The organism is Streptomyces sp. NPDC027962 (genome assembly GCF_055566095.1).
Window position 1 is genome coordinate 190,863 of sequence record NZ_JBVHTA010000005.1, and the last position, 21,787, is coordinate 212,649.

The following is a 21,787-nucleotide window of genomic DNA, read 5'->3' on the forward strand; positions in this document are numbered from 1 at the left end:
TCACCATGGGCCTGTTGACACAGATCGTCACCCTCCCGCTCGCGCCGGTGCGCGGTGTCGTGTGGGTGGTCGAGCGCGTGCGGGAGGCAGCGGAGGACGAGTACTACGATCCCGCGCCGATCCACCGTGCCCTGGCAGAGCTCGAGGCACAGCTGGTGGCGGGCGAGATCGACGAGGAGACGTTCGACCGGCGAGAGGACGAGCTGCTGGACCGACTGGAAGAGATCATGGAATACCGGTCGCAGGACGGGGCCTGACACCGGCACTCCGTCCACCGTGCGTCTGACGCGCACGCACCGGGAAACACGCCTTACGCACCGGGAAACGCGAGGTCCGATCGTGACCGAACCCCTGGCCGGCAGGACCGGCTCCTACCCCTCCCGAGCAGCGCCGCAGTACGCGCAGGGCTCGTCCGCGAACCTTGCCGACATCCTGGAACGAGTGCTGGACAAGGGCATCGTGATCGCCGGCGACATCCAGATCAATCTGCTCGACATCGAGCTGTTGACCATCAAACTCCGGCTGCTGGTGGCGTCGGTGGACAAGGCGAAGGAGATGGGCATCGACTGGTGGGAGCACGATCCCTCCCTGTCGTCACGGGCCGCTCCGGAGCGCTCGCTGGCCGCCGAGAACCGCCGCCTGCGAGAGGAGATCGAGGCCCTGCGGCGCGGCGGGGAAGTGACCGGCCGCACCGGCCTCGGGGAAGTGACCGGGCCTGCCGACGAAGACAGCGTCGAGGAGCTGACGGAGTCCGGAGAGGAAGCGTCTGCGGCACCTCGCACCAGGCGTGCGGCGCCTCGCGCCAAGCCTGCGGCGCCTCGCACCCGCAAGCGCGGAGGAACGGGATCCGATGACCGCTGAGGACACCGCACACGTCACCTACGTCTATGCCGTCGCCCGCGACACCGAGGTGCTGCGGAAGTCCGCGGCGGGGCTGGCCGGTGTGGCGGGCGCGCCGGTGCGTGTCGTGTCGGGTGGCGGCGCCGGGGACATCGCCTTCGCGGCGAGTTCCGTGAGCGCGCTGGACTTCGACGAGCAGGCCCTGCGGCAGCACCTGGAGGATCTCGAGTGGCTGGAGTCGGTCGCGCGGGCCCACAACGCGGTGATCGAGACTCTCGGCGCCGCCACGACCGTTCTGCCGCTGCGGCTCGCGACCGTGTACCTCGGCGATGAACGCGCCCGCGACGCGCTGGAAGCCGACCGGGACGGGTTCGCCCGGCTTCTGGACCGGCTGGAAGGGCACGTCGAGTGGGGCGTCAAGGTCTACGTGGAGCCTCCCGAGGAAGCACCCGAGCCCCCGGCGCCCCCCGCCTCCTCCGACAGGGATCTCAGCCCCGGACGCGCCTATCTCAGCCGGCGCCGCGCGCAGCGGCACCTCCGTGACCACGCCCACCGGGCGGCGCGGACGGCGGCGGAGCGTATCGAGGCCGCCGGGCGGGCGTTCGCGACCGACCGGGCCCGTCACCGTGTCCAGCAGGGCGAACTCGCGGGTTCGAACGGCGAGAACGTCGTGAACGACGCGTATCTGCTGGCCGAGGACCGGTCCGACGCGTTCCGCGCAGAAGTGGCCGGGGCCGCCGACGACCTGCCGGGCGTACGCGTCGAGATCACCGGCCCCTGGGCGCCCTACTCGTTCGCGGCACCTGCCGACACGGCCGTCGAGGTGGCGGAAGACGTGGAAGAGAACGTGGAGGAGGACTCGCAGGGAGGAGGGCGGCCATGACGGAGCCCGCCGTACCCGGTGCCGCGGACCCCCTCCCCGGGAAGGAACCCCTTCCCCAGCGACAGGTCGCCCTGATCGACCTGCTGGACCGCCTCCTCAGCGGCGGAGTGGTCATCACCGGGGACGTCCTGCTGTCCATCGCCGACATCGACCTGGTCCGCGTCTCGCTACGGGCCCTCATCGTGTCCGTGGACGCCGAGACCCGGCCGCTGTGGGCACGGACGCTTCCGGAAGGCGACCGCGAGCCCGGTAGCGCCGAGACGCTGTGGGCCCGGGCGCTCCCGGAGGGGGACCGCCATGCCCGTGACGCCGGGATCCGGCCGCTGCCCGGAGGCGACCCCGATGTCCGATGACGCCCCGCGCGTCCCGCAGCGGCTCGACGAGGTGGCCGACGCCGCTGCCCGCGCCTTCCGTCTCCTCCCGGCGGCCCCGCAGGATCTCCCCGCGTCGGAGCGCCTTCCGCACGCGCCCGCCCGCCGGATCCGCACCGACCCGGACACGGTCGAACGGGACCTGATGAAACTGGTCCTCACCCTCGTCGAGCTGCTGCGCCAGCTCATGGAGCGGCAGGCGCTGCACCGCGTCGACCAGGGCGATCTCACGGAGGAAGAGGAGGAACGGCTGGGGGCCACACTCATGCTGCTGCACGACCGCATGGCCGGGCTGTGCGAGCGGTACGGGCTGAGCATGAAGGACCTCAACCTCGACCTCGGCCCGCTGGGGACGCTCCTGCCGCCCGACGACTGACTGCCGCGGCGAACGGCCGGGTACGTGGTACCGACGACAAGGACTGCGAAAGGCCGGCCCCGTATGACCACGCTCCACCACGAGAGCGGCTTCCCCAGCGCCCTGATCTCCATCGAGGGGGCCACCGGCCTGCAGCGCAACGAACGGGGCCTGCGCCCGTTGCGACTGCCCGTGTGGGCCATGGACCAGGTGCTCGACCCGTTCTTCGAACTGGAGGCGCAGTTGTCCGCCGGCGTACGGCTCGCCCTGCGGACCGCGGCCACCCACCTGGAGCTGACCCTGCATGCCGTCCGTGCGCCGGGCCGCGGTGGTGAACCGGCACCCGCGTCCGTCGACCTGCTCGTCGACGGACGCCTCGCGCGCAGGGAGCCACTCACCGGCGGTGACCTGATGCTGCCCGCGACGGCGACGAGCGCCGCGACGCTCGTGTCCGGGGAGGCGGAGACGATCGGCTTTCCCGGCCTCCCGCCCGGCGAGAAGGAGATCCAGATCTGGCTGCCGCACACCGCCGTCAGCGATCTCGTCTCCCTCCGCGGCGATCTGCCGGTCCTGCCGTCGCGGCAGATCGCTTCACAACGGCGGTGGGTCCACTACGGGTCGTCCATCAGCCACTGCGCCGAAGCCGACGGCCCCACGGGGATGTGGCCCGCCGTCGCGGCGACGGCCCGTGATCTTCATCTGACGAATCTGGGCCTCTCGGGCAACGCGATGATCGATCCCTGCGTGGCGCGCACCATCCGGGATCTGCCCGCCGACTTCATCAGCCTCGAGATCGGCGTCAACATCGTCGGCGCCGCGGTGATGCGACTGCGGACGTTCTGGCCCGCCGTCCACGGCTTCCTCGACACGGTCCGTGAGAAACACCCCGACGTACCCCTGCTGATCGTCTCGCCCGTACCCTGCCCGGCCCTCGAGGACCGTCCCGGCCCCCTCGCCGTCGACCCCGACACCGGAACCGTCCACGCCGTGGGGGACCCACGGGACATCCCACTGGGTGCGCTCACCCTCGCCTCGGCCAGGTATCACCTGGCGCGCCTCGTCCGGGAACGGCAGCGGTCCGACCCCGCCCTCGAGCATCTCGACGGGCGGGCACTGCTGCGACCGGACGAGACGGCGGACCTGCATGACGGCCTGCACCCGAACGCAGCGGCGTATCTGCGCATGGGCGCCCGATTCGCCGATTTCTTCGCCGCACGGTACTGAATGGTTTCCAGTTCTTCACACACCCGGACGGCGGATGAATTCGACGCCGATTCAGAGACGGCGGACTCGTGCGGCTATTCCGTGTCCAATCAGCAGGTAGATGACGGCGGGCAGACCGTAATTGAGGAGAACTCGAAGACCCTCTGTGTCCATGGTGAAGATGTCCTGTGACCACCAGGCCAAGCCGTCCGCGACGCCCTCCACGAACTCGACGAATACGTTCCCCTGGTTGGCCTCGAGCAGGAACAGCAGGATCCACAGGCCCAGGAACAGGGCGGCGATGTCGGCGACGGTGTGGATGATCAGCGCCGTACGCCGTACGCCGGAGCCGTCGCCACCGCGTTCGTACCTGTGCTGATCGGCGACCGGGGAGTGGTCGTACCGCTGGTTCTCCGGCATGGGTTCGATATTGCTCACTGGAATTCCCATCTGAATAGGGAGCCGCCGTCCGCGTCTCTCTTCGCATCTGCGCCGCACGGGCGGCGCGCGTTACACAGAAGACCGAATTGAGCGCGTGCGAGCGACCACCAGTGCCCGACGCCTTCACGTCAGCCGGAAAACCGGGCCCCGGGGTGTGAACGGCAGAGTGGCACCCTGGGGGATCAGGAAGGCGTGCTCCCGCCGGATGCGCAGGGTGTCGCACCAGCCGTCGGTGATCACGAGCACCGGGGCGGCCGGCGGGAAGTCGTCGGCCCGCTGCAAGAGGTCGATACCCGGCTGCAGTTCCGTCCCGCCACGTCCGCGCACCCGCACCCGGCCGGCGATCTCGGTCGCCGGCAGATAGCCGGCGTCGTACGCCGCGGCGTCGCAGAACACGACGCGGGCGGCCGGCACGTCGCGTGCCTCCGCGTACGAGGCGATGGCGCCCAGGGCCTTGCCGAGCAGGGCACTGTTCATCGAGCCCGACGTGTCGAGGACGACGCCGAAGGTGCAGCGGGGCGTCTCCTCTGCGGGGAAGTACCGGCCCGCGCGCGGGATGTCCGGCGTGGAGGCCTGCCGGCGGGCGGGGCGCGCGTAGGAGCGTACGGGCTCCGGCCGGGGCACGTACTCGTCGAACCAGCGGGCGAGTCGCGCGTCCCACGGCACGGGCGGATGCGCGAGGGCCCGGATCTCCTGGACCAGCCCGGCGGGCAGCAGCCCACGCTCACCGCACTGGTGCAGATCGAACCCCTGGACCAGACCGCGCCGGTAGAAGTCGTCCAGGTCGGTGTACGGGCGGGCCGCCGCGTGCGGCAGCGGCTCGCCGACGATGTCGCCGACGCCCTTGCCGCGCAGGGTCGCGAACCGCCGCAGCCGGCGAAGGTCCGTGGCGATGCGGTCGTACACCTCCTCGACGGACAGGTCCTTCAGCTCCGGGTCGTACAGCAGCCCTTCGGGCATGTCGCCGACGCGCATCTGCACGAGCCAGCCGTTCACGACGTAGTCGGCGGCGACGTTGAAGAGGAACGGGTCCCGGGCGCCCGCGCGTTCGCCGTGGCGCAGGGCGGCGTGCAGCATCTCGTGGGCGAGGATGAAACGCCATTCCTCGTCGGTGAAGGTGCGCAGCGGATTGATGTAGATCTCACCGGCGGCGGAGCTCACGGCGGCGATCGAGATGCCCTGCGCGCGGGACAGTTCGGCGTCGGCGACGACCGTGAGACCGGCCGCGAGCCCGCCGAGCAGCGGGTACGAGGACACGAACCAGTTCAGCGCGCGATTCCAGGGCCGCTGCGGAACACGCTCGCCGGTGACGCGGTCGCGGCGGCCGCCCGCCACGTCCATGGCGGCGGACACGCTGCGGGTGAGCGCGTGCGCGAACGAGGTCTCCCAGTCGGGAACGGTGGTTTCCCATGCCGGCCAGACCGTCAGGACCTGGTCGGGATGTTCGCCCGCGGTGCCGCAGCGCTCGTAGGCGGCGGGGATGCCGTCGCGGCGCCAGCGGGCGGAGAGCTGCTCCTCGTCGCCTCCGGGATACGCCTCGGGGAGGTGCTCGGGAGCGGTGCCCATCGGGAAGGTGAGCAGGAAGCGGTTGACGACGGTGCAGCGGGCCGCGAGCTCGAACCGGTCGGGCTGCTCGCGCCGCCGGTCCTTGGCCGCGGGCACATGGCCGAAACCCAGGTGCAGCAGGCAGTGCGCCAAGGCCCAGGCCCAGTCGGCCGGTTCGGCCCGCTTGCTGGGGTGGACGTGGACGGTGCCGTTGGAGTCGACGGCCGCCAGCCCCCCGGCCGGCGTCATGGCGCACTTGTGCTGCCGGCAGAAGTCCGCCTCGACGGCGGCGAAGGCCGGGTTGCGTTTGACCATCGCGAGCCCGGCCGCGAACGCTTCCGTGGCGGGGTCCGGCTTGCCCTTCCTGCCGCCCGGTGCGGCGGTCATCGCCGGGCCTCGACCAGCCTGGGCATGTCCCGTGCGGCCTCCACCAGGAACCAGGCGGGCAGCACCGGCTGTCCGTCGGTGTCATCCGCGATGACGGTCTGCGCGACCTCGACGGAGATCTCGGCGAGCTGGACGAGCAGCGACTTGGAGCGGTAGACGGTCTGGCGCAGGGACGGCGAGACGTGTTCCTTCTGCCGGGGCAGCTCCTTCACGAGCCGCCCCCGGAACGCCTCCGCGAGGTAGTAGAGGAGGTCCCTGTCCTCGAGCCGGGTCGGCCAGGAGGCGTCGCCCTTGAGGATCGCCTCGATGCCGAACGTGTGCCGCACGATCTTCGCGTACCCGCAGAAGGAGACGGCGTGCGCGGGCGTGAGCGTGCCGTGGACGATCACCTTCAGGGTGTCCTCGTCGAGGCCGGGCCCGAAGGAGTGCAGGGCGTCGGAGAGCATGTGCCAGGAGCGGGGTGTGGAGAACGGCTCCTCGGTCTTGGGCGGCTGCGACCAGAGGTGGTCGGGACGGTCGGTGAGATAGTCCGTCACCCATGGATGGATGCCGTGCTCCCCCGCCCACACCAGCCAGTCCTCCGCCGAAGCCCGCAGATGGACGTGGGTGAGCCGATTGACCAGCGCGGACGCGATGGGCCGCGCCAGCGCGTTGTCCTTGGCGCGGTTGCCGGCCCCGATGACGATCGACCCGGGGGGCAGCTCGTACGAGCCGATCCGCCGGTCCAGGATCAGCGAGTAGAACGCCTTCTGGACATCGGGGGCGGCGGCGTTGAGCTCGTCGAGGAAGAGGCAGTACGGCTCGTCACGGGCGATGGCTTCCGGCGGGCAGAACACCGACCGTCCGTCCCGGATCTGCGGCACGCCGATCAGGTCCTCCGGCGCGAGCTGCGTCCCCAGGAGGCTGACGCACTCCAGCCCCAGCGACTCGGCGAACCTCCGCACGAGCGACGACTTCCCGATCCCGGGCGCCCCCCACAGGAACACGGGACGCACGGTGGCGAGCCCCAGCAGCAGTTCGGGGATCTGAGCGGGAGTGACGGTGACGGCGGCCTGCACGCGGAGGTGTTCCTTCGGGGCTCGGGAGATCGGGCCCGCCCAGTGTGGGCACGGCTGGTGCCCCCGCGCAGCCGAATTTCCCGCCCCCGGAGTCACTTCAGGTCCACCTCCACGCGCACGGTCTTCCCCACCGGTACGCGGTCGAGCACCGTCCACCGGTCCGCGAGCGCCTCGACCAGCAGGAGCCCCCGACCGCCGTCGAGGCGGTCAGCCTCTGCACGTACGAATGCCGGTTGATTCCGGGCCTGTTGCAGACGGAGGCGTACGCGCTGCGGCTGTTCCGGGACCAGTTGCCGCCGCTCGGTGACGAGCAGGTCGAGGCGCAGATGACGGCCCGGCAGGAGCGGCAGCGGCTGCTGACGGAGCGGCCCAACACCGCGTACAGCTTCATCGTCGAGGAGCATCTGCTGCGCAGGGAGCTGGACGGTGAGCGGACGACGCGTGAGCTGATCGACCACCTCATCAGCCTCGCGGAACGCCGCAACATCGAGTTCCAGATCATGCCGGTGGTACGGGAGAGCCACGCGGGGCTGCACGGCCCCATGCGGCTCCTTGAGACCCCGGACAACCGGTGGCTGGCCTACTGCGAGGGACAGGAGAGTGGGCAACTCATCACCGACCGAAAAGTGGTCAGCGTGCTCCAGATACGGTATGCCAGGATGCGATCGCAGGCTCTCACGCTTCCGGACTCCCTGGGCCTGCTACGGCAGATGCGAGGAGCGGCATGAGCGGCACCACCGAACTGGCCTGGTTCAAGAGCAGCTACAGCGGCGGCTCCGGCGACTCCTGCGTGGAGGTCGCCCTGTCCTGGCACAAGTCCAGCTACAGCAGCGGCTCCGGCGACGACTGCGTCGAGGTCGCCGCCTGCCCCACCACCGTCCACGTCCGCGACTCCAAGGTCACCGAGGGCCCGCAACTCGCCCTCGCGCCGTCCGCCTGGACGAACTTCGTGCGCGACACCAGGGACGCCGCCGCCGTCTGACACCTGTCGTCCCGGGTCCTCGTCCTGCACCGGGCGTTGTCAGTGGTGGGACCTACCGTGGAGCACGGAGGATCACCGCTGACGAGGGATATGGGGGACGATCATGTCGGCGAGGACTGTCGTAGTGCCTGAGGACATGCTCCATCCGGCGATCACGCACCACGCGACGCGGCGTCGGCTGGCGGGGGCGGGGCTGCCCGTCGAGGGGTCGGTGCGCTTCGTGCTGTCGGCCGGCTCCCGGGCTCGCACCGTGGACCGGTATCTGGCGGACTGCGGAGGCGACCCGGCGGAGCTCGCCCCGGGCATCTCCAAACTACTGCTCATCGGCCGCCTCCGGGGAAGCGACGGCGAGGACTCGGACGAGGTCGTCCTCGACGGCGCCACAGGACGCGTGTTCACGATGTGGCTGTACGACAAATCCCCGGAGAGCGCGAAGCTGTTCCCGCTCGCCCCGTCCCTCGACGCGCTGGTGCGTTTCGTGTCGGCGGTCGGCGACTTCGGCTCCCTGAGAGGGCGGTTCGCAGGGCTCGCCGAGCAGTCGGGGGCGGATGCGGTGGCCGAGGCGTCGGCGCTGCTCATGTCGGTCTTCACCGAAGAGGAGTGGGGAGAGGACGGCTGGGGCGATGCGGGCGCCCCGTCGGGATGGGCACACGCGATCCCGCCGTTCTGGCGGATGCTCGCGGTGATACGTCCGATGGCCCTGATGGCCGGGCCGGGGCGGGGCCTGCTGCTCGAACTGCCGAAGGGCCTGCTGGACGAGGAGTTCGGGGCGGACGACATCGTCCGCATCGACCCGTCCGGGCTGCCGGCCGTGCTGACGCACGAGCCGACACGGCGCTTCCTGACGGACGTGGGTCTGCCGCGCGGCGCCCAGATGTTCTGCATGGACCCGGAGGACGTTCTGGTACCCCTGCCGGACGACCGCGAACGCTCCAAGCAGAACCCCGCCCACCAGCACCTGTGGAACGGCAGCGACTCGCTGCCCCCCGACGCGGAACACCTGCTGGTCCTCGGCGGCCTGATGCACGACTTCACCGTCCTCGTCGACGGACGGACGGGCGAGGTCCACTACGCCGAGTACGACGCCGACCGGGTCGTTCCGGTCAACAAGGACGTCTCCACGCTCGCGTTCACGGTGTGGCTGCACAACCGCGAGCGGCAGCTCGACGAGGAGCACGACTTCACCGACGACTTCTACTACCAGCTCGCCGTCACCATGACCGACACTCTCGCCGCGGTCGACCCCGTGGCCTGCCTGCCGGCCAGGGACCCTGACGACTACCGCTACTGGCCGGAGGTGTTCCACGACTGTGCAGGGGCCGTTCTCTGACGCCCGCCGAGGAGCCGAGGAGGCATCCGCCGGCCCCGACGGCCTCCACCGAGGCTTCCGGCAGTGGGCCGATGGGGGACGACTGCGTCGAGGTCGCCGCCTGCCCCACCACCGTCCACGTCCGCGACTCCAAGGTCACCGAGGGCCCGCAACTCGCCCTCGCGCCGTCCGCCTGGACGAACTTCGTGCGCGACACCGCGGCCGCCGTCGTCTGACGGCGGTGCGGCCCCGCGCGCTTGCGGGGCCGCACGGCGGGCGTTCCTGCGCGGTCAGCTCGTGACGGCTGGCTGCTCCGGCTCCAGGGAGTTGCCGGCGGGGATACGGCCGCAACTGCTCGGGGCTGCCTCACCTTCGAAGCGGTTGTCCAGCCAGGCCATCGCGCGCGGCGTCCAGTACAGCATGGCTCCGACGTGGCTGAGCAGGTTGTACTGCTCGTAGGTGATCGCCTCGTTGCCCGTGGCGCAGTACTGGCGGGCCAATGCCCGCACGTCGCCGGCGACCATGACGCCGTCGCCCGTGCCGATGCCCGGCCGGTTGCCGAACGTCCCCTCCGGCCAGCCCGCGTTGCCCTGCCCGATGAACCCGGGGACGGTCGGGGTGGGGGCCTGGCCGAGGTTGACCTTGTTGACCGCCTCGGTGAAGGCGGGAATGGCGTTCGGGTTCTCGTACCCCGGCTTCACCAGCTCCTTCCACGTCATCCCCGGGTAGCGGCCCAGCGCGTCGATGATGGACGCGTGCTCGAGCTCACCGAAGACCTCACGACCCTTCTCGCTCAGGTAGGGCTCGAGGTCGATGCCGTACGCGCGGGCGACGCCGATGACCGCCATAGGGATCACGCCGTTCCACGCGAGCGAGGCGTCGACGTACTTCAGGTTGTGCGCCGGGGCGACGAGCACCCCTCCCTCGGCGAAGCCGACCAGCTGCTCGTTGACCTCGGGCGCGTAGGCCGGGGCCAGCGCCACCGCCCAGTTGGTGGCGATGGACCCGCCCGAGTAGCCGAACAGGCCGAACTCGGTTCCGCCGTGCAGGCGGGACCCCTCGGCGCGGATGCCCGCCCGGATCGAGTCCAGCGTGTTCGTCCCGTACGCCGGACCGGCGGCGAACTCGGCGGTCTGGCCCTCGGTGTCCGGGATGACGAGGTCGTACCCCTTGAGCAGCATCGGCGCCATGACGATGGCCTCGACGTTGGCGATCATTCCGCCGAGGGAGACATCACCGGCGATGGCCCGGGAGGGGCCGTGCTCGGGGTCGAGGGAGTCGTAGAACGACTGATACGACACGGCCTTGCTGCCGTCGCCGACATGGCTGCGGACCACCGTGGTCACGTTGGCCGAGGGTCGGCCCTGGGCGTCGGTCGAGCGGTATAGAAGCTGGATCGCCTTCACCGGTGTGGGGATTCCGACGACGTGGTAGTCCAGCGTGCGCTTCTTCAGGACGTCACCCGGCTCGTACGAGGACAGTGGTTTGCTGCCGTCATAGCGGTAGAACGGGTCGGACGACGCGGTGTCCGCCTGTGCGTACGCGGCGGTTGCGGTGGGCGCGGCGGTTGCGGTGGGCGCGGCGGTCGCGGCCGGCGCGGTGCCGACGGTGAGTGCAGCGACAACGGCGGTGGCCAACAGGCCGGCGGCTCTCCGGTTCATGGCTCCCCTGGGTATGTGAAGTGGGACACGCAAACTTACTCGGGGGTAAGTTACCGGAGGTTAACCGTGCTGCCCATAGGCGTGTTGACAAAATTTCAACACCCGCTGGTCCCGGTTCCGATCACCCGGCCGGTCACCGAAGAGGACACGCGCAGCCGTCATGACGGGGTCGTCAGTCAGACCCTGAAGCGACCTCCGGAACCTGAGTATCGGCATCGATGCCGGACCCGCGCGGCACAATGACGGGATGATCGGCAACCGGATCACCCATCGCACCGCGGACGGCGTCCGCATACCCGGCACCTGGCGGCACGCGTTCATCTGCAACGGCGGCCAGTACTTCCTCACCGACCTGTTCGTCTTCGCCGACGGACTGGTCGACTGCTGGGGCCTGGTCACCCTCGACGAGTTCGAGGAGAAGCTGCGCCAGGGCTGGGTGGCCACGACGCTCCCCGAGGGGGCACGCGCGTCCGCGCACGGCCTGGCCGCCTGGAAGTTCGCCGAGCCGCACATCTGGCTGACGCCCGAGCTGCTGATGGCCGAAGTGCTTGACACAGTGGAACAGTTGAACGGCCGCCCCGACTCGACGGCCCGGTGCCTGGCCGCAGTCGACGCCTTCCTCGCCGACCGGACCGAGGAGAACCGGGCCGCCGCCCGCGCCGCCTACCTCGCCATCCCGGAGACGCAGCGCCTCTACGCGCTCGGCGACATGGACAGCAAGGACTGGCCGCTCCAGGTGCTGGTGGCCGGGCCGGGGGGAGAGCTCGAGGACTGGTCCGACGAGCCGGTCTCGCAGGAGGACTACGACGACGCCCTCGCCTACTTCGAGGAGCGGGCGCGGTCGATCGCCGAACGCCCCTCACGGGTCCCGGCGGACGGACCGGTCACCTCGTACGCACCGGCGATCCACCTGTACCAGACGTACCCGAGGGACCGGGAGGACGATCCGGGCGCGAAGGCCCTGCGCAACGACTATCCGGCGCCCGTCGAGGTCGAGGGGGTCACTTATCCGTCCGTCGCCCACGCCTACTGGGCTCTGTCGGTCGCCGACGCCGACGCGCGGGCGGCCGTCCTGTCGGCCGACAATCCGTACGCCGCCCAGCGAGTCGCGGCGGACTCGGGTCGACGTGCGGGCTGGGAGCACGCCCGCACGGCCGTGATGACGGGCCTCCTGCGCGCCAAGTACGCCCAGCATCCCGACCTGGCCGAGATCCTCCTCGCCACCGGCGACGCGACCGTCGTCTACGACGACGCCGCGTCCGGCTTCTGGGGCGACAACGGCGGCCGGGGCCGTAACTGGACCGGCCGCCTGCTGGAGCTCGTCCGCTCCGAAATCCAGGCACGGCAGGCCGGCATCCCGCTGCCCGGCCAGTAGTGCTTCGTCAGGCTCCGGGTCTGCTCCTGTGGCGGGCAGGTTGGTCATCCACGCGAACGTGCACAACGCTTCGTGGTCGACGTGGCGGGACTGTCATGGAGTGGCGTTGCCGCCCCGGCCGAGACGTTCAGGAACTGTCGCTGGTCGTCCAGGAATCCGTCCGCGAACAGCGAGCGGGGGAAGAAGAGCGCGGTGAGCGTGATCTTGAGGTCCGACCGCTCGATGGACTGCTTGAGCAGTGAATGGGCCGCGTCCGGGTAGCACTTGACTTTCAACGCACCGCCTGCTTTCAGCACCTTGTGGTAGATGCGCTGCGTGTCGGCGGTGTCCACGTTGATGTCATGGCCTGCGAGGGTCAGCAGCACCGGTACTCCGTGCAGGACGCGGAGGTCTCGTGTGGCGTCCGCGGTGTAGTTCTTGGAGATGAAGCCCCAGCGGCCGGCGGTCATGCCGTCCGCGTCGCCGCCCATGGCCTTGACGTACTCCTCGAACGTCGCCCGCCGTTCCAGCAGTCGGCGGGTGGTGTCGCTCTTGGCGATCGCGGCCTTGGTGCGGGCCGGCGATGCGCCGTCGGCCCGCAGCTCGGCGAGCAGGTTGTAGCGGCCCTGCCGGAGCCAGTTGATCGCGGGCGAGACGGCGATGACGAAGCTCACCGGCGTCTTGGCGGCGACCTTCGGCAGGACCCAGCCCGCCTGGCTGGCGCCCCAGAGCCCGATCCGGTCGCCGTCGATGTCCGGACGGGCGCGCGCCCAGGCTATGGCGGCGGCGGCCTCGTCGGCCCGGTCGTCCATCGACTGGTCGAGCCAGTCGCCGGGTGCGCCCGCGACGCCGGGCTTGTCCCAGGACAGGGAGGCGTACCCGGCCTTGGCGTTCGCTTCCCACATGGGCTTGTAACCGTCGTCGTGGGTGGCGTCGACGGAGCCGTCGCCGTGGACGTACACGACCAGGCCGTGGCGCTTGCGGCCGTCCTTGGGGGTGGCCAGTACGCCGTTGAGGGTGTGGTCCCCGTGGCGGATCGAGACCCGCTGTTCGTGCATGCCGTAGGAGTGCTGCCACAGCACCACGCCGACGAGGCCCGCGGCCACGACCAGGACCGTGACGAGCAACCACACGGCGATGCGGAGCCCACGCCGTCGGGGCTGAATCTTGGGACACATGCGATCTGACCGCCTCTGCTCGGATCTACGCCCGACACTTAAACTATCATTGTGTGAACGATCGTCGCCAAAGTGATAGTTTCGAGTAAGGTTGCAGCACGGAGGGGGCAGGGCATGGGACGGGACGCGGCGGGTACCGGCACGGGACCGGTGACAGTCCGGCGGGGGGTTCCCGCCGGCGCCGAGCGGCAGGCGGCCGAGCTGTACTGGGGGGCCTTCGGTCGCAAACTCGGCCCCGCCCTGAACCCGCCGGACAAGGCGGTGCCCTTCATCGCCGCCCATCTGAACACCGATCGCGCGGTCTGCGCGCTCCTCGACGGGCAGCTCGTCGGCCTCGCCGGCTACCAGCTCGCAGGCCGGGCCCTCACCGGGGGATCGGCTTCTGCCGTGCTGCGCGCGTACGGACACCTGCGCGGACTGCACCGACTCCTGCTCCTCGCCCTGTTCGAACGCAACCCGGCACCCGGGCAACTCGTCATGGACGGCATCGCCGTGGACCCGGACATACGCGGCCGCGGCGTGGGGAGTCTGCTCATCGAGGAAGTGGCCGCCGTCGCGGCCGAGCAGGACTGCCGGGAGATCAGACTGGACGTGATCGACACCAATCCGCGCGCCAGAGCCCTGTACGAGCGGCGCGGCTTCACGGCCGTACGGACCGAGCAGACGCCCTACCTGCGCCGGCTGCTGGGATTCGGCGCGGTGACCACCATGCACCGCGCCGTCGAGGCGAAGGGACCGGGAGGACTGCGCACACCATGACCGACCACATCGAGATCCCCACCCGCATGCTCGTCCACGCGCTGATCCGCGAGGACGGCACGGTCAGCGCGGACGAGCTCTACACCGTCGCCGCGACCCTCGGCATGAGCGACCAGCAGGTACGGCTGTGCATCAAACGCCTGGTGGCCGAGAGCCGGTTCACCCACGAAGGCCGCGGCCGCAAAGCACTGCTGCACGCCACAGAAGACACCACACGCACCCTGGCCCCCAACACGGACTTCGTGCGGCACGCATTCCGCCAGGACGCCGGGCTCGCCCCGTGGGACGGCGTCTGGCACCTGGCCGCCTTCGCGGTGCCCGAATCGGCCCGCACCACCCGCGACGCCCTCCGCGAGACGCTCGTCCACCTCGGCGGCGCGCCGCTCCAGGGCGGACTGTACGTCTGCGCCAACACCTGGGAACCGTACGTCGAAGACGCGGCCCACCGCCTGGGCGCCCACGGCGCGCTCACCCTCCTCACGACGGCTGACCTGCGCAGGGGCGAGACCCGAGAGCCTGCCGAACTCGCCCGCCACCTGTGGCCGCTGCAGGAGATCGCCGACCGCTACCACCGCCTCAGCCGCGTCGCCCGGCCCCGCCTCGCCCGGCTCACCGGCCCTGCCGGGCTCTCCCCATCCGCACTCCTCACCATCGCGGTCGAGCTGGCCGCCGAACTCACCCGCGCCATGGAGCCCGACCCGCTGCTGCCGCCTCAGCTCCTGCCCCGGCCCTGGCCCGGCAGCCAGGCCCGCGAGCTCATCGCCCGCTGCTGGGCAGCCCTGCACGAACGCGACCACGGCGAAGCCCGCCCTGCCCTCTTCCGCCTCTACGCCGACATCACCCGAGAAGCAGCAGACCGGGCCACGCGCTGAAGACGAAACAGACGGCGCAGGTCATGCCGGTTGGGCGAAGGCACCGAGAGAGCGCCCTTCCTGACAGACGCGCATCAGATCAAGGCTGTGCACTTTGATCCGTACGCCGGCGCAGGCGCAAGGTCCGGGCGGCGATCCCCGTCGCGGCCGACCAACGTGGCCACCGACAGCGACGCAGAAACCACGGCGGCGGGCCACCTGCATTCGACCGCGAGGTTGACACGCGGCAGCAATACGGTCGAGCGGTCCGGCAATTGGTGGTGAGTCCGACAGCTCGTCTTCATGACCTCGATCGCCCGACCCGGCGCACCTGTGCGGTCGAAGCACTGGGCGCGCGCCGGTCGCCCTGGCCCTTCGGGGCGCCTCATGCGCGCCGGGCTGTCGGTGGGCGCCTCTCGCGGACCTGCCCCGGCCCTGGGGGGAACGTCCATGCGAACCCGTCGCTCGCCAACGTGGACTTCGGGGTCCGCCGACGAGGCGTCCGCGGCCCCCGACGGCCCGTTCCGGTCTTTCCGTTGAGGCAGGTCCGGTCCCTCAGTCGTCGGCGAACAAGTCCTCAGCCTCGGTGACGGTGAGCGCCCGGTCCAGCCACTGGTCGAGGCTGTCCGGGTCGGTGCAGCCGGTGATGCGGTCGCGGGTGCTCTCCAGGGTCGGAATCTGACGCTTCTCGAGAACGCGGAGGATCATCTGCGCCCGCGCCTCGACCCGCCCGGCCTCCAGGCCCTCCTCGCGTCCCTTCTCACGTCCCTCTTCGACGCCCTTGAGGTACGACTCCTCGACGATGGTGCCCCGGCCGGGAAAGAAGGTTCCCCTGCTCATCAACGTCCTCCAGATGGTTCGGGCCGGGCTGTCACCCAGGCCGATCTCCAGCAGCTCGGTGAAGTACTCGGCGGATGCGCCGTCGGCGGATCCGATCGCGGAGGCCAGCGCCTCCAGTATTGCAGTGACGTTGGGGTCCGCGGCGTGTGTCATCGCCGAGAACGCCGCGAGTGCGAGATCCCGCGCCGCGTCCTCGGTGTCTTTGATCACCGGGATGTTCTCCGGCCCCAGAACGAGCGGATGCACCGCGAGTGCCGTCCGCCAGCCCTCCGGCCCCAGCTCGAAGGGCCCTGCGGCCCAGCGTGCCGTGGCCGGGTCCTGGCACGTCACCAGCAGAAGGACCGGACATTCGTACTTCGCCCCCAGGTGGGCGAGATAGTACGCCCAGCTCTTCGGCTTGATCTTGTCCCGTCGCCCTTGGGCCTCGATGGCGAGGAGGAAGCCGCCGGATCTGCCCGCCTCTGGCTGGATGCGGAGCACGCTGTCGACCCTGCGCTCGAGCGGGCGGATCTCGGTGGCGTCGGGCGACAGAACCTCCACGGTCGCCGGCGCCGGAAGGGGGACGCCCAGGATCCGGAAGACCGGAGCCAGGAGTTCCGGGCGGTCCTGAAAGATCCGGTGTGACGCCTCGTGTGAGGAAGTGACCATGATCGGAACGCTAGGGACAGCCGACGCACCGGAATGCACCATCGGCATATGACCACCCTCAAGTGTGACGATCGGGTGGTCGCCTTGACCGCATGGGCCGCCGACCGGCGCCGGGCCGAGCAGGCGCGGCCGTCACACGTGCGCGACGCCCAGCGGGTTTCCTGGTCAAGGACATGGCCCTGGACGACATCCTGGCGGCGGTACGGATCGTGGCCGCCGGCGACGGCCTCATCGCGCCGGCCGTGACCCGTCGGCTGATCCGCGAGTTCGCGGGGCGCCCCGTGGGCACCGGGCAGAGGCGGGAGCTCACCGGCATCACCGTCCGGGAACGGGAGGTGGCGGCCGGCGGGTTGTCCAACACGGAGATCGCCCAGACCCTCTTCAGAGGCGTCGCCACCGCCAAGACCTGTGTGACCCGCCTGTTCTCGAAGCTCGGCGCCCGTGACCGGGTCCAGTTGGTGATCATCGCGTACGAGACGGGGCTTGTCTCCGCGTCGGGGTGAGCGCGCGATGCCGACCGGTGGGGCGGATGTCGTCCGGGCTCCCGCGAGCCGCCAAGAGGGAGATCACGACCGCCACGTCGAGGGCTGACCCCGCCGCACACGCATCAAGGCCCGTCGGCGTGTGCCGACGGGCCCTGATGCCGGTCAGGTCATGACTGGTCCGGCTCCAGCCGCAGCGAGATCGAGTTGATGCAGTACCGCTGGTCCGTCGGCGTCGGGTAGCCCTCGCCCTCGAAGACATGGCCCAGGTGCGACCCGCACCGGGCGCACCGCACCTCCGTGCGGACCATGCCGTGGGAGGTGTCCGCGATCAGCTCCACTGCGTCCGTGTCCTTCGGGTCGTAGAACGACGGCCAGCCGCAGTGGGACGCGAACTTGGTGTCGGAGCGGAACAGCTCGGCCCCGCAGGCGCGGCACGAGTAGGTGCCGACCGTCTTCGTGTCCGTGTATTCGCCCACGAACGCGGGCTCCGTGCCGGCCTGGCGCAGGACCGCGTACTCGGCGGGGGTCAGCTCCTCCCGCCACTGCTCGTCGGGCTTTTCGACCTCGTACGACATCAAGCGCTCCCTCGGTTCGACAGGCGGGCCAGGATCGCCGGACCCAGGTCCGTGACGTCGCCCGCGCCCATCGTGAGAACGAGATCACCCGGCTTCGCCATTCCCGCCACGACCTCCGGGACGGCCGCCTTGTCCTGGACCGCCGTGACCTCCGCGCCGGCTGTCCGGGCGGCGTCGATGATCAGGTCGCTGGTGATGCCCGGGATCGGGTCCTCGCGGGCCGGATAGATGTCGAGAACGACCGACGCGTCGGCCAGGGAGAGCGCCTGGCCCATCTCCGTGCCCAGCTCCTGGGTGCGGGAGAAGAGGTGGGGCTGGAAGACCACCAGCAGCCGCGATCCGGATGCCGCGCCACGCATGGCCTCGAGGTCCGCGGTCATCTCGGTGGGGTGGTGCGCGTACGAGTCGATGACCTGGACGCCCGCGGCCTCGCCCTTGAGCTGGAGGCGGCGCTTGACGCCCGTGTACGTGCCGATCGCGGAGGCCAGGTTGTGCGCGGGGATGCCGAGGGCGACTCCGGCGGCGAGCGCGGCCACCGCGTTGTGCGCGTAGTGGCTTCCGGGGACGGAGACCGTGAAGGTCAGGAACTTCCCGTTCAGCAGGATCGTGACCTCGCTGGACAGGCCACGAGGGGTGATCTTGTGGACGCGGACGTCGGCGTTCTGCGACTCGCCGTACGTGACGACCTTGAGCGACGACTGCTCGCGGACGCGGGACGTCAGCTCGACCGCGCCGGGCTGGTCCGCGGAGATCACCAGCGTGCCGCCGGGCACGATCTTGCCTACGAAGGTCTCGAAGGACTCGTAGATCTCGTCCATCGACGCGTAGTTGGCGTGGTGGTCCAGTTCCACGTTGAGGACGATCGCGACCTCGGGGTCGTACTTCTGGAAGCTGCGGTCGCTCTCGTCGGCCTCCGCGACGAAGATGTCGCCCTCGCCGTGCCGCGCGTTCGTGCCGGGCCCCGCGAGGTCGCCGCCGATCGCGTACGACGGGTCGAGGCCCAGCTCGGTCAGGGCGACGGCGAGCATCGAGGTCGTCGTGGTCTTGCCGTGGGTGCCGGCGACGGCGATCGAGCGCAGGCCGGTCATCAGGGAGGCGAGCGCGTCCGAGCGGTGCACCACCGGCACGGACAGTTCGGCGGCGCGCGCCAGCTCAGGGTTGTCGGCGCGAATGGCGCTGGAGACGACGACGCAGCTGGCGTCTGCGGCCAGGTGCTCGGCCGCGTGTCCGATGTGGACGGTGGCGCCGAGCTCGCGCAGGGCCTCTGCGGTCGCCGACTCCTTGGCGTCGCTGCCCGCCACCTTCGCGCCGCGCCGGGCGAGGATCTTCGCGATGCCCGACATGCCGGCTCCGCCGATGCCGATGAAGTGCGGGCGCTCCATCGCGCCAGGGACGGCGGGTGCCATGTGCTTCTCTCCCCAAGGTGAACGAGTACGTGCGGCTGCCCACCCTATTGCCTGTGGCGCTACTCGCTGTGCGCGAAGAGCTTCAGCACCGGCACGCCGACCTTGTGGCGGGCTCTGGAGGCCCAGTCGCGGTGGAAGAACTCCTCCACGTAGTGGGGCTCGGTGAGCACGATCACCTCGTCGGCTTCCGCCTCGTCGACGACCGACTTCAGCTTGTCGAGCGGATGGTCCTCCACAAGGTGTCCCACGGCTTCGCAGCCGGCCGCCCGCAGGGCGGCCAGCGAGTGCTCCAGGGCTCGCTGGGCCGGGGCCTTGGCTTCCTCCCCTTCGGGCTCCTCGCCCTCGCGGACCGCCTCCCTCAGTTCGCCGACCGCCACGTCGTCGATGGCGCGCAGCAGTACGTCGGCCTGGTCGCCGCGCGGCTGCATCAGCACGACGAACGAGACGCCCTCGTCGCCGTGCAGAGTGGTGACGAACTCCACGTCCTCCGAGGTCAGGGGCTTCTCGATCATCAGTACGCTTGTGAACACGTCAGGAGCCCTTCTGCGGAAACGGCGGAACTGCGCGGACTACGGGGACAGCGGAACTGCGGTGCTGCAGTGTTGCGCGGTACTGCGGAAACCATCCTTCCCGTGCCCACACTGGGTCTGCGAGGTAAGTGTGCCCGGCGGGCGGCAAGCGGAACGATAAATTCCGCCGATTGTCAGACGCGGCGGTACCGGGTGAACAGGAATCCCGCCTCCTCCAGTACCGAGTCCAGGGCGAACCGTGCCGGGTCCGGCAGTCCCGGCCCGCCCGCGATGCGCTGCGCATCCCCCACCGTCATCGTCGGCGACACCGTCAGACACAGCTCATCCAGTACCCCGGCCGCCGCGAATTGACCGAGCAACCTCGGACCTCCCTCGGTCAGCAGCCGCACCAGACCCCGCTCCGCCAGCGCGCGCACGGCCCGTGCGGGCTCCACCCCGGGCCCGTCACCTGCGACGACGACCTCCACACCGGCCTTCTCTGCGTCCCGGATCCGGTCCGGTGAAGCGGCGGCCCCGGTCAGCACCAGCGTCGGCACCAGCGGCTCGGTGAACAGCGGGAGCGAGAAGTCCAGCCGCAGCGAGGCGCTCACGACGGCGATCGCCGGCGCCCGCCCCTGCCCTGCCGCGGCCCTGCGCTCGGCGAAGGCGTCCCTGGCGCGGGCGGGCCGGTAGCCCTCCAGCCGTACGGTCTCCGCGCCCACCACCACGGCGTCGGCAAGGCCCCGCAGGGTCCCGAAGATCCGCATGTCGGTGTCGGAGGAGATGGGCTGCGAGCGGCCGTCGTGCTGGGCCGCGCCGTCGAGGGAGGAGACCATGTTGGCGCGCAGCCAGGCACCGCCGCCCCCGCCCCGGGCCACGGCGGCGCCGGCCCCTGGGACGCCGTCGGCACCCGCCTCTGTGCCGGCGGCGGGGCCGGTCTCCGGATAGGCGTAGGCCTCGGCGAGTTCGTCCAGCGACCACTCCCGGTCGTCGGCTGCCGCTGTCTGGTCGGTCACAGGGAACAGGCGTCGCATACGGTGCAGTCTGGCACGCGCTTACAGTTGAGTACTGTGCCGACCAGCCCGATAGCAGAAGCCGCTCCCCTGTCGCTGTGCGCCCGCGAGCCGCATGTCCCCGCCGACCGTCTGGTCGCCGAGATGGTGCCGCCGCCGCGCTTCGACTCGGTCCGCTTCGACACGTACGTCCCCGATCCCCACCAGCCCAGCCAGGTCGAGGCCGTCAGGGTGCTGAGCGACTTCGCCCAGGGCCTCGGCGGTGCGCACGCCAGTGGCAGCGGCCGGCGGCGCTGGTTCGCCAAGAAGCCCGCCGCCCCCACCGGGCCGGCGGGCGTCTACCTCGACGGTGGTTACGGCGTCGGCAAGACCCATCTGCTCGCCTCGCTGTGGCACGCGACTCCCGCGGAACGCTCGCTCAAGGCGTTCGGCACCTTCGTCGAGCTGACCAACCTGGTCGGCGCGCTCGGCTTCCAGCAGACCGTGCAGACACTGAGCGGGCACCGGCTGCTGTGCATCGACGAATTCGAACTGGACGATCCCGGCGACACCGTCCTCGTCTCCACGCTGCTGCGCCGGCTGGTCGAGGCGGGCGTCGCGCTGGCGGCGACCTCCAACACGCTGCCCGGCAAGCTCGGTGAGGGCCGGTTCGCAGCTGCCGACTTCCTCCGGGAGATCCAGGGCCTGTCCGCCCACTTCCGCCCGCTGCGGATCGACGGGGAGGACTACCGCCACCGAGGGCTGCCCGAGGCCCCTCCCCCGTACTCGGACGAGCAGGTCACCAAGGCCGGGTACGCCGCCGAGGGCGCCTCGCTCGACGACTTCCCGAGCCTGCTGGAGCACCTCGCGAAGGTCCACCCCAGCCGTTACGGGGCGCTGACCGACGGAGTTCGGGCGGTCTGCCTCACCGATGTCACGCCGGTGCCCGACCAGTCCACCGCACTGCGGCTGGTCGTGCTCGCCGACCGGTTGTACGACAGGGAGGTCCCGGTGCTCGCCTCCGGTCTGCCCTTCGACCAGCTGTTCAGTGACGAGATGCTGAACGGGGGCTACCGGAAGAAGTACTTCCGGGCGATCTCGCGGCTCACCGCGCTGGCGCGCGACGCGAAGGCCTTGGTGGCGCAGTAGGTTTGG

At 70.6% G+C, this 21,787-nt stretch carries 23 protein-coding genes and 2 pseudogenes; 15 read left to right on the forward strand and 10 right to left on the reverse strand.

Annotated elements, in window-relative coordinates:
* Positions 1-5 precede the first annotated feature (5 nt).
* From ACZ4SA_RS07060 to ACZ4SA_RS07085, 6 genes and pseudogenes are all read left to right on the forward strand, one after another.
* Positions 6-257, forward strand: a complete 252-nt coding sequence (locus tag ACZ4SA_RS07060; RefSeq protein ID WP_468270668.1) for a gas vesicle protein GvpG — start codon at positions 6-8, stop codon at positions 255-257.
* Between the two features lie 82 nt (positions 258-339).
* Positions 340-861 carry a gas vesicle protein gene (locus ACZ4SA_RS07065; protein WP_468270670.1) on the forward strand — a complete coding sequence of 174 codons (522 nt, stop codon included), beginning with the start codon at positions 340-342 and terminating at the stop codon, positions 859-861.
* Complete coding sequence (locus ACZ4SA_RS07070; RefSeq protein ID WP_468270672.1) at positions 851-1,723, forward strand: GvpL/GvpF family gas vesicle protein; 873 nt, start codon at positions 851-853, stop codon at positions 1,721-1,723. Before ACZ4SA_RS07065 ends, ACZ4SA_RS07070 begins: the two co-directional genes overlap by 11 nt.
* Positions 1,720-1,938: pseudogene (locus ACZ4SA_RS07075) on the forward strand (gas vesicle protein); the annotation flags it as partial. The gene ACZ4SA_RS07070 and the pseudogene ACZ4SA_RS07075, both read left to right, overlap by 4 nt.
* Positions 1,939-2,065: 127 nt before the next feature.
* Positions 2,066-2,470, forward strand: coding sequence for a gas vesicle protein K (locus ACZ4SA_RS07080; RefSeq protein WP_468270674.1), 405 nt, complete (start codon positions 2,066-2,068; stop codon positions 2,468-2,470).
* A 63-nt stretch (positions 2,471-2,533) separates the two neighbouring features.
* Positions 2,534-3,673: a GDSL-type esterase/lipase family protein gene (locus ACZ4SA_RS07085; RefSeq protein ID WP_468270676.1), complete on the forward strand. Its 1,140-nt coding sequence runs from the start codon at positions 2,534-2,536 to the stop codon at positions 3,671-3,673.
* A gap of 51 nt (positions 3,674-3,724) precedes the next feature.
* Here ACZ4SA_RS07085 and ACZ4SA_RS07090 read toward each other — a convergent pair whose 3' ends face one another.
* From ACZ4SA_RS07090 to ACZ4SA_RS07100, 3 genes are all read right to left on the reverse strand, one after another.
* Positions 3,725-4,072, reverse strand: coding sequence for a hypothetical protein (locus ACZ4SA_RS07090; RefSeq protein WP_468270822.1), 348 nt, complete (start codon positions 4,070-4,072; stop codon positions 3,725-3,727).
* Between the two features lie 144 nt (positions 4,073-4,216).
* Positions 4,217-6,025 (reverse strand): vWA domain-containing protein, encoded by a 1,809-nt coding sequence (locus tag ACZ4SA_RS07095; protein WP_468270678.1) that lies wholly within the window; start codon positions 6,023-6,025, stop codon positions 4,217-4,219.
* Entirely contained in the window at positions 6,022-7,083 is a 1,062-nt protein-coding gene (locus ACZ4SA_RS07100) for an ATP-binding protein (protein WP_468270680.1), read from the reverse strand. Before ACZ4SA_RS07100 ends, ACZ4SA_RS07095 begins: the two co-directional genes overlap by 4 nt.
* A 44-nt stretch (positions 7,084-7,127) precedes the next feature.
* Here ACZ4SA_RS07100 and ACZ4SA_RS07105 point away from each other — a divergent pair, with 44 nt between their 5' ends.
* From ACZ4SA_RS07105 to ACZ4SA_RS07120, 4 genes are all read left to right on the forward strand, one after another.
* On the forward strand, positions 7,128-7,811 hold the full coding sequence (locus ACZ4SA_RS07105; RefSeq protein WP_468270682.1) for a DUF5753 domain-containing protein: 684 nt from the start codon (positions 7,128-7,130) through the stop codon (positions 7,809-7,811).
* Positions 7,808-8,065, forward strand: coding sequence for a DUF397 domain-containing protein (locus ACZ4SA_RS07110; RefSeq protein ID WP_468270684.1), 258 nt, complete (start codon positions 7,808-7,810; stop codon positions 8,063-8,065). Before ACZ4SA_RS07105 ends, ACZ4SA_RS07110 begins: the two co-directional genes overlap by 4 nt.
* Before the next feature lie 124 nt (positions 8,066-8,189).
* On the forward strand, positions 8,190-9,395 hold the full coding sequence (locus ACZ4SA_RS07115) for an SUKH-4 family immunity protein (protein WP_468270686.1): 1,206 nt from the start codon (positions 8,190-8,192) through the stop codon (positions 9,393-9,395).
* Positions 9,392-9,610, forward strand: coding sequence for a DUF397 domain-containing protein (locus ACZ4SA_RS07120; RefSeq protein WP_468270824.1), 219 nt, complete (start codon positions 9,392-9,394; stop codon positions 9,608-9,610). Before ACZ4SA_RS07115 ends, ACZ4SA_RS07120 begins: the two co-directional genes overlap by 4 nt.
* Before the next feature lie 54 nt (positions 9,611-9,664).
* Here the strand turns inward: ACZ4SA_RS07120 and ACZ4SA_RS07125 are convergent, their stop codons facing one another.
* Positions 9,665-11,035 (reverse strand): lipase family protein, encoded by a 1,371-nt coding sequence (locus ACZ4SA_RS07125; RefSeq protein WP_468270688.1) that lies wholly within the window; start codon positions 11,033-11,035, stop codon positions 9,665-9,667.
* Positions 11,036-11,282: 247 nt separating this feature from the next.
* Between ACZ4SA_RS07125 and ACZ4SA_RS07130 the strand changes: the two genes are divergently transcribed.
* Positions 11,283-12,410: an NADAR family protein gene (locus ACZ4SA_RS07130; protein ID WP_468270690.1), complete on the forward strand. Its 1,128-nt coding sequence runs from the start codon at positions 11,283-11,285 to the stop codon at positions 12,408-12,410.
* Positions 12,411-12,454: 44 nt separating this feature from the next.
* Here ACZ4SA_RS07130 and ACZ4SA_RS07135 read toward each other — a convergent pair whose 3' ends face one another.
* Positions 12,455-13,567, reverse strand: a complete 1,113-nt coding sequence (locus ACZ4SA_RS07135) for an alpha/beta hydrolase family protein (RefSeq protein WP_468270692.1) — start codon at positions 13,565-13,567, stop codon at positions 12,455-12,457.
* 114 nt (positions 13,568-13,681) lie between these two features.
* Between ACZ4SA_RS07135 and ACZ4SA_RS07140 the strand changes: the two genes are divergently transcribed.
* Together ACZ4SA_RS07140 and ACZ4SA_RS07145 are read left to right on the forward strand one after the other, a co-directional pair.
* The gene (locus ACZ4SA_RS07140) at positions 13,682-14,326 is read left to right on the forward strand and encodes a GNAT family N-acetyltransferase (RefSeq protein ID WP_468270694.1); all 645 of its coding nucleotides are present in this window, start codon (positions 13,682-13,684) and stop codon (positions 14,324-14,326) included.
* The gene (locus ACZ4SA_RS07145) at positions 14,323-15,198 is read left to right on the forward strand and encodes a PaaX family transcriptional regulator C-terminal domain-containing protein (protein WP_468270696.1); all 876 of its coding nucleotides are present in this window, start codon (positions 14,323-14,325) and stop codon (positions 15,196-15,198) included. The genes ACZ4SA_RS07140 and ACZ4SA_RS07145 overlap by 4 nt, the downstream gene beginning before the upstream one ends.
* 534 nt (positions 15,199-15,732) lie before the next feature.
* Here the strand turns inward: ACZ4SA_RS07145 and ACZ4SA_RS07150 are convergent.
* Positions 15,733-16,665: a hypothetical protein gene (locus tag ACZ4SA_RS07150; protein WP_468270698.1), complete on the reverse strand. Its 933-nt coding sequence runs from the start codon at positions 16,663-16,665 to the stop codon at positions 15,733-15,735.
* A 152-nt stretch (positions 16,666-16,817) separates the two neighbouring features.
* Between ACZ4SA_RS07150 and ACZ4SA_RS07155 the strand changes: the two are divergent.
* Positions 16,818-17,168 (forward strand): annotated as a pseudogene (locus tag ACZ4SA_RS07155) (response regulator transcription factor); the annotation flags it as partial.
* Between the two features lie 149 nt (positions 17,169-17,317).
* On the opposite strand, the gene msrB reads toward ACZ4SA_RS07155, so the two are convergent.
* The 4 genes from msrB to ACZ4SA_RS07175 all read right to left on the reverse strand — a co-directional run bounded on the left by msrB (position 17,318) and on the right by ACZ4SA_RS07175 (position 20,674).
* Positions 17,318-17,725 carry a peptide-methionine (R)-S-oxide reductase MsrB gene (gene msrB, locus ACZ4SA_RS07160; protein ID WP_468270700.1) on the reverse strand — a complete coding sequence of 136 codons (408 nt, stop codon included), beginning with the start codon at positions 17,723-17,725 and terminating at the stop codon, positions 17,318-17,320.
* A complete protein-coding gene (gene murC, locus ACZ4SA_RS07165) occupies positions 17,725-19,131 on the reverse strand; it encodes a UDP-N-acetylmuramate--L-alanine ligase (protein ID WP_468270702.1) in 1,407 nt (468 codons plus the stop codon). Before murC ends, msrB begins: the two co-directional genes overlap by 1 nt.
* Before the next feature lie 59 nt (positions 19,132-19,190).
* The gene (locus ACZ4SA_RS07170) at positions 19,191-19,661 is read right to left on the reverse strand and encodes an indole-3-glycerol phosphate synthase (RefSeq protein ID WP_468270704.1); all 471 of its coding nucleotides are present in this window, start codon (positions 19,659-19,661) and stop codon (positions 19,191-19,193) included.
* Between the two features lie 173 nt (positions 19,662-19,834).
* Positions 19,835-20,674 (reverse strand): pyrimidine reductase family protein, encoded by an 840-nt coding sequence (locus tag ACZ4SA_RS07175; protein ID WP_468270706.1) that lies wholly within the window; start codon positions 20,672-20,674, stop codon positions 19,835-19,837.
* A 27-nt stretch (positions 20,675-20,701) separates the two neighbouring features.
* Between ACZ4SA_RS07175 and zapE the strand changes: the two genes are divergently transcribed.
* Entirely contained in the window at positions 20,702-21,781 is a 1,080-nt protein-coding gene (zapE, locus tag ACZ4SA_RS07180; RefSeq protein WP_468270708.1) for a cell division protein ZapE, read from the forward strand.
* The last annotated feature ends 6 nt before the right edge of the window (positions 21,782-21,787 follow it).

What these genes read in the sequence shown, in the direction of transcription:
- ACZ4SA_RS07060 (WP_468270668.1), top strand. Translation starts at nt 6, where the DNA reads ATGGGCCTGTTGACACAGATCGTCACCCTCCCGCTCGCGCCGGTGCGC.
- ACZ4SA_RS07085 (WP_468270676.1), top strand. Translation starts at nt 2,534, where the DNA reads ATGACCACGCTCCACCACGAGAGCGGCTTCCCCAGCGCCCTGATCTCC.
- ACZ4SA_RS07090 (WP_468270822.1), bottom strand. Translation starts at nt 4,072, where the DNA reads ATGCCGGAGAACCAGCGGTACGACCACTCCCCGGTCGCCGATCAGCAC.
- ACZ4SA_RS07175 (WP_468270706.1), bottom strand. Translation starts at nt 20,674, where the DNA reads ATGCGACGCCTGTTCCCTGTGACCGACCAGACAGCGGCAGCCGACGAC.
- ACZ4SA_RS07110 (WP_468270684.1), top strand. Translation starts at nt 7,808, where the DNA reads ATGAGCGGCACCACCGAACTGGCCTGGTTCAAGAGCAGCTACAGCGGC.
- ACZ4SA_RS07125 (WP_468270688.1), bottom strand. Translation starts at nt 11,035, where the DNA reads ATGAACCGGAGAGCCGCCGGCCTGTTGGCCACCGCCGTTGTCGCTGCA.
- ACZ4SA_RS07080 (WP_468270674.1), top strand. Translation starts at nt 2,066, where the DNA reads ATGTCCGATGACGCCCCGCGCGTCCCGCAGCGGCTCGACGAGGTGGCC.
- ACZ4SA_RS07145 (WP_468270696.1), top strand. Translation starts at nt 14,323, where the DNA reads ATGACCGACCACATCGAGATCCCCACCCGCATGCTCGTCCACGCGCTG.
- msrB (WP_468270700.1), bottom strand. Translation starts at nt 17,725, where the DNA reads ATGTCGTACGAGGTCGAAAAGCCCGACGAGCAGTGGCGGGAGGAGCTG.
- ACZ4SA_RS07130 (WP_468270690.1), top strand. Translation starts at nt 11,283, where the DNA reads ATGATCGGCAACCGGATCACCCATCGCACCGCGGACGGCGTCCGCATA.
- ACZ4SA_RS07150 (WP_468270698.1), bottom strand. Translation starts at nt 16,665, where the DNA reads ATGGTCACTTCCTCACACGAGGCGTCACACCGGATCTTTCAGGACCGC.
- murC (WP_468270702.1), bottom strand. Translation starts at nt 19,131, where the DNA reads ATGGCACCCGCCGTCCCTGGCGCGATGGAGCGCCCGCACTTCATCGGC.
- ACZ4SA_RS07135 (WP_468270692.1), bottom strand. Translation starts at nt 13,567, where the DNA reads ATGTGTCCCAAGATTCAGCCCCGACGGCGTGGGCTCCGCATCGCCGTG.
- ACZ4SA_RS07095 (WP_468270678.1), bottom strand. Translation starts at nt 6,025, where the DNA reads ATGACCGCCGCACCGGGCGGCAGGAAGGGCAAGCCGGACCCCGCCACG.
- ACZ4SA_RS07070 (WP_468270672.1), top strand. Translation starts at nt 851, where the DNA reads ATGACCGCTGAGGACACCGCACACGTCACCTACGTCTATGCCGTCGCC.
- ACZ4SA_RS07140 (WP_468270694.1), top strand. Translation starts at nt 13,682, where the DNA reads ATGGGACGGGACGCGGCGGGTACCGGCACGGGACCGGTGACAGTCCGG.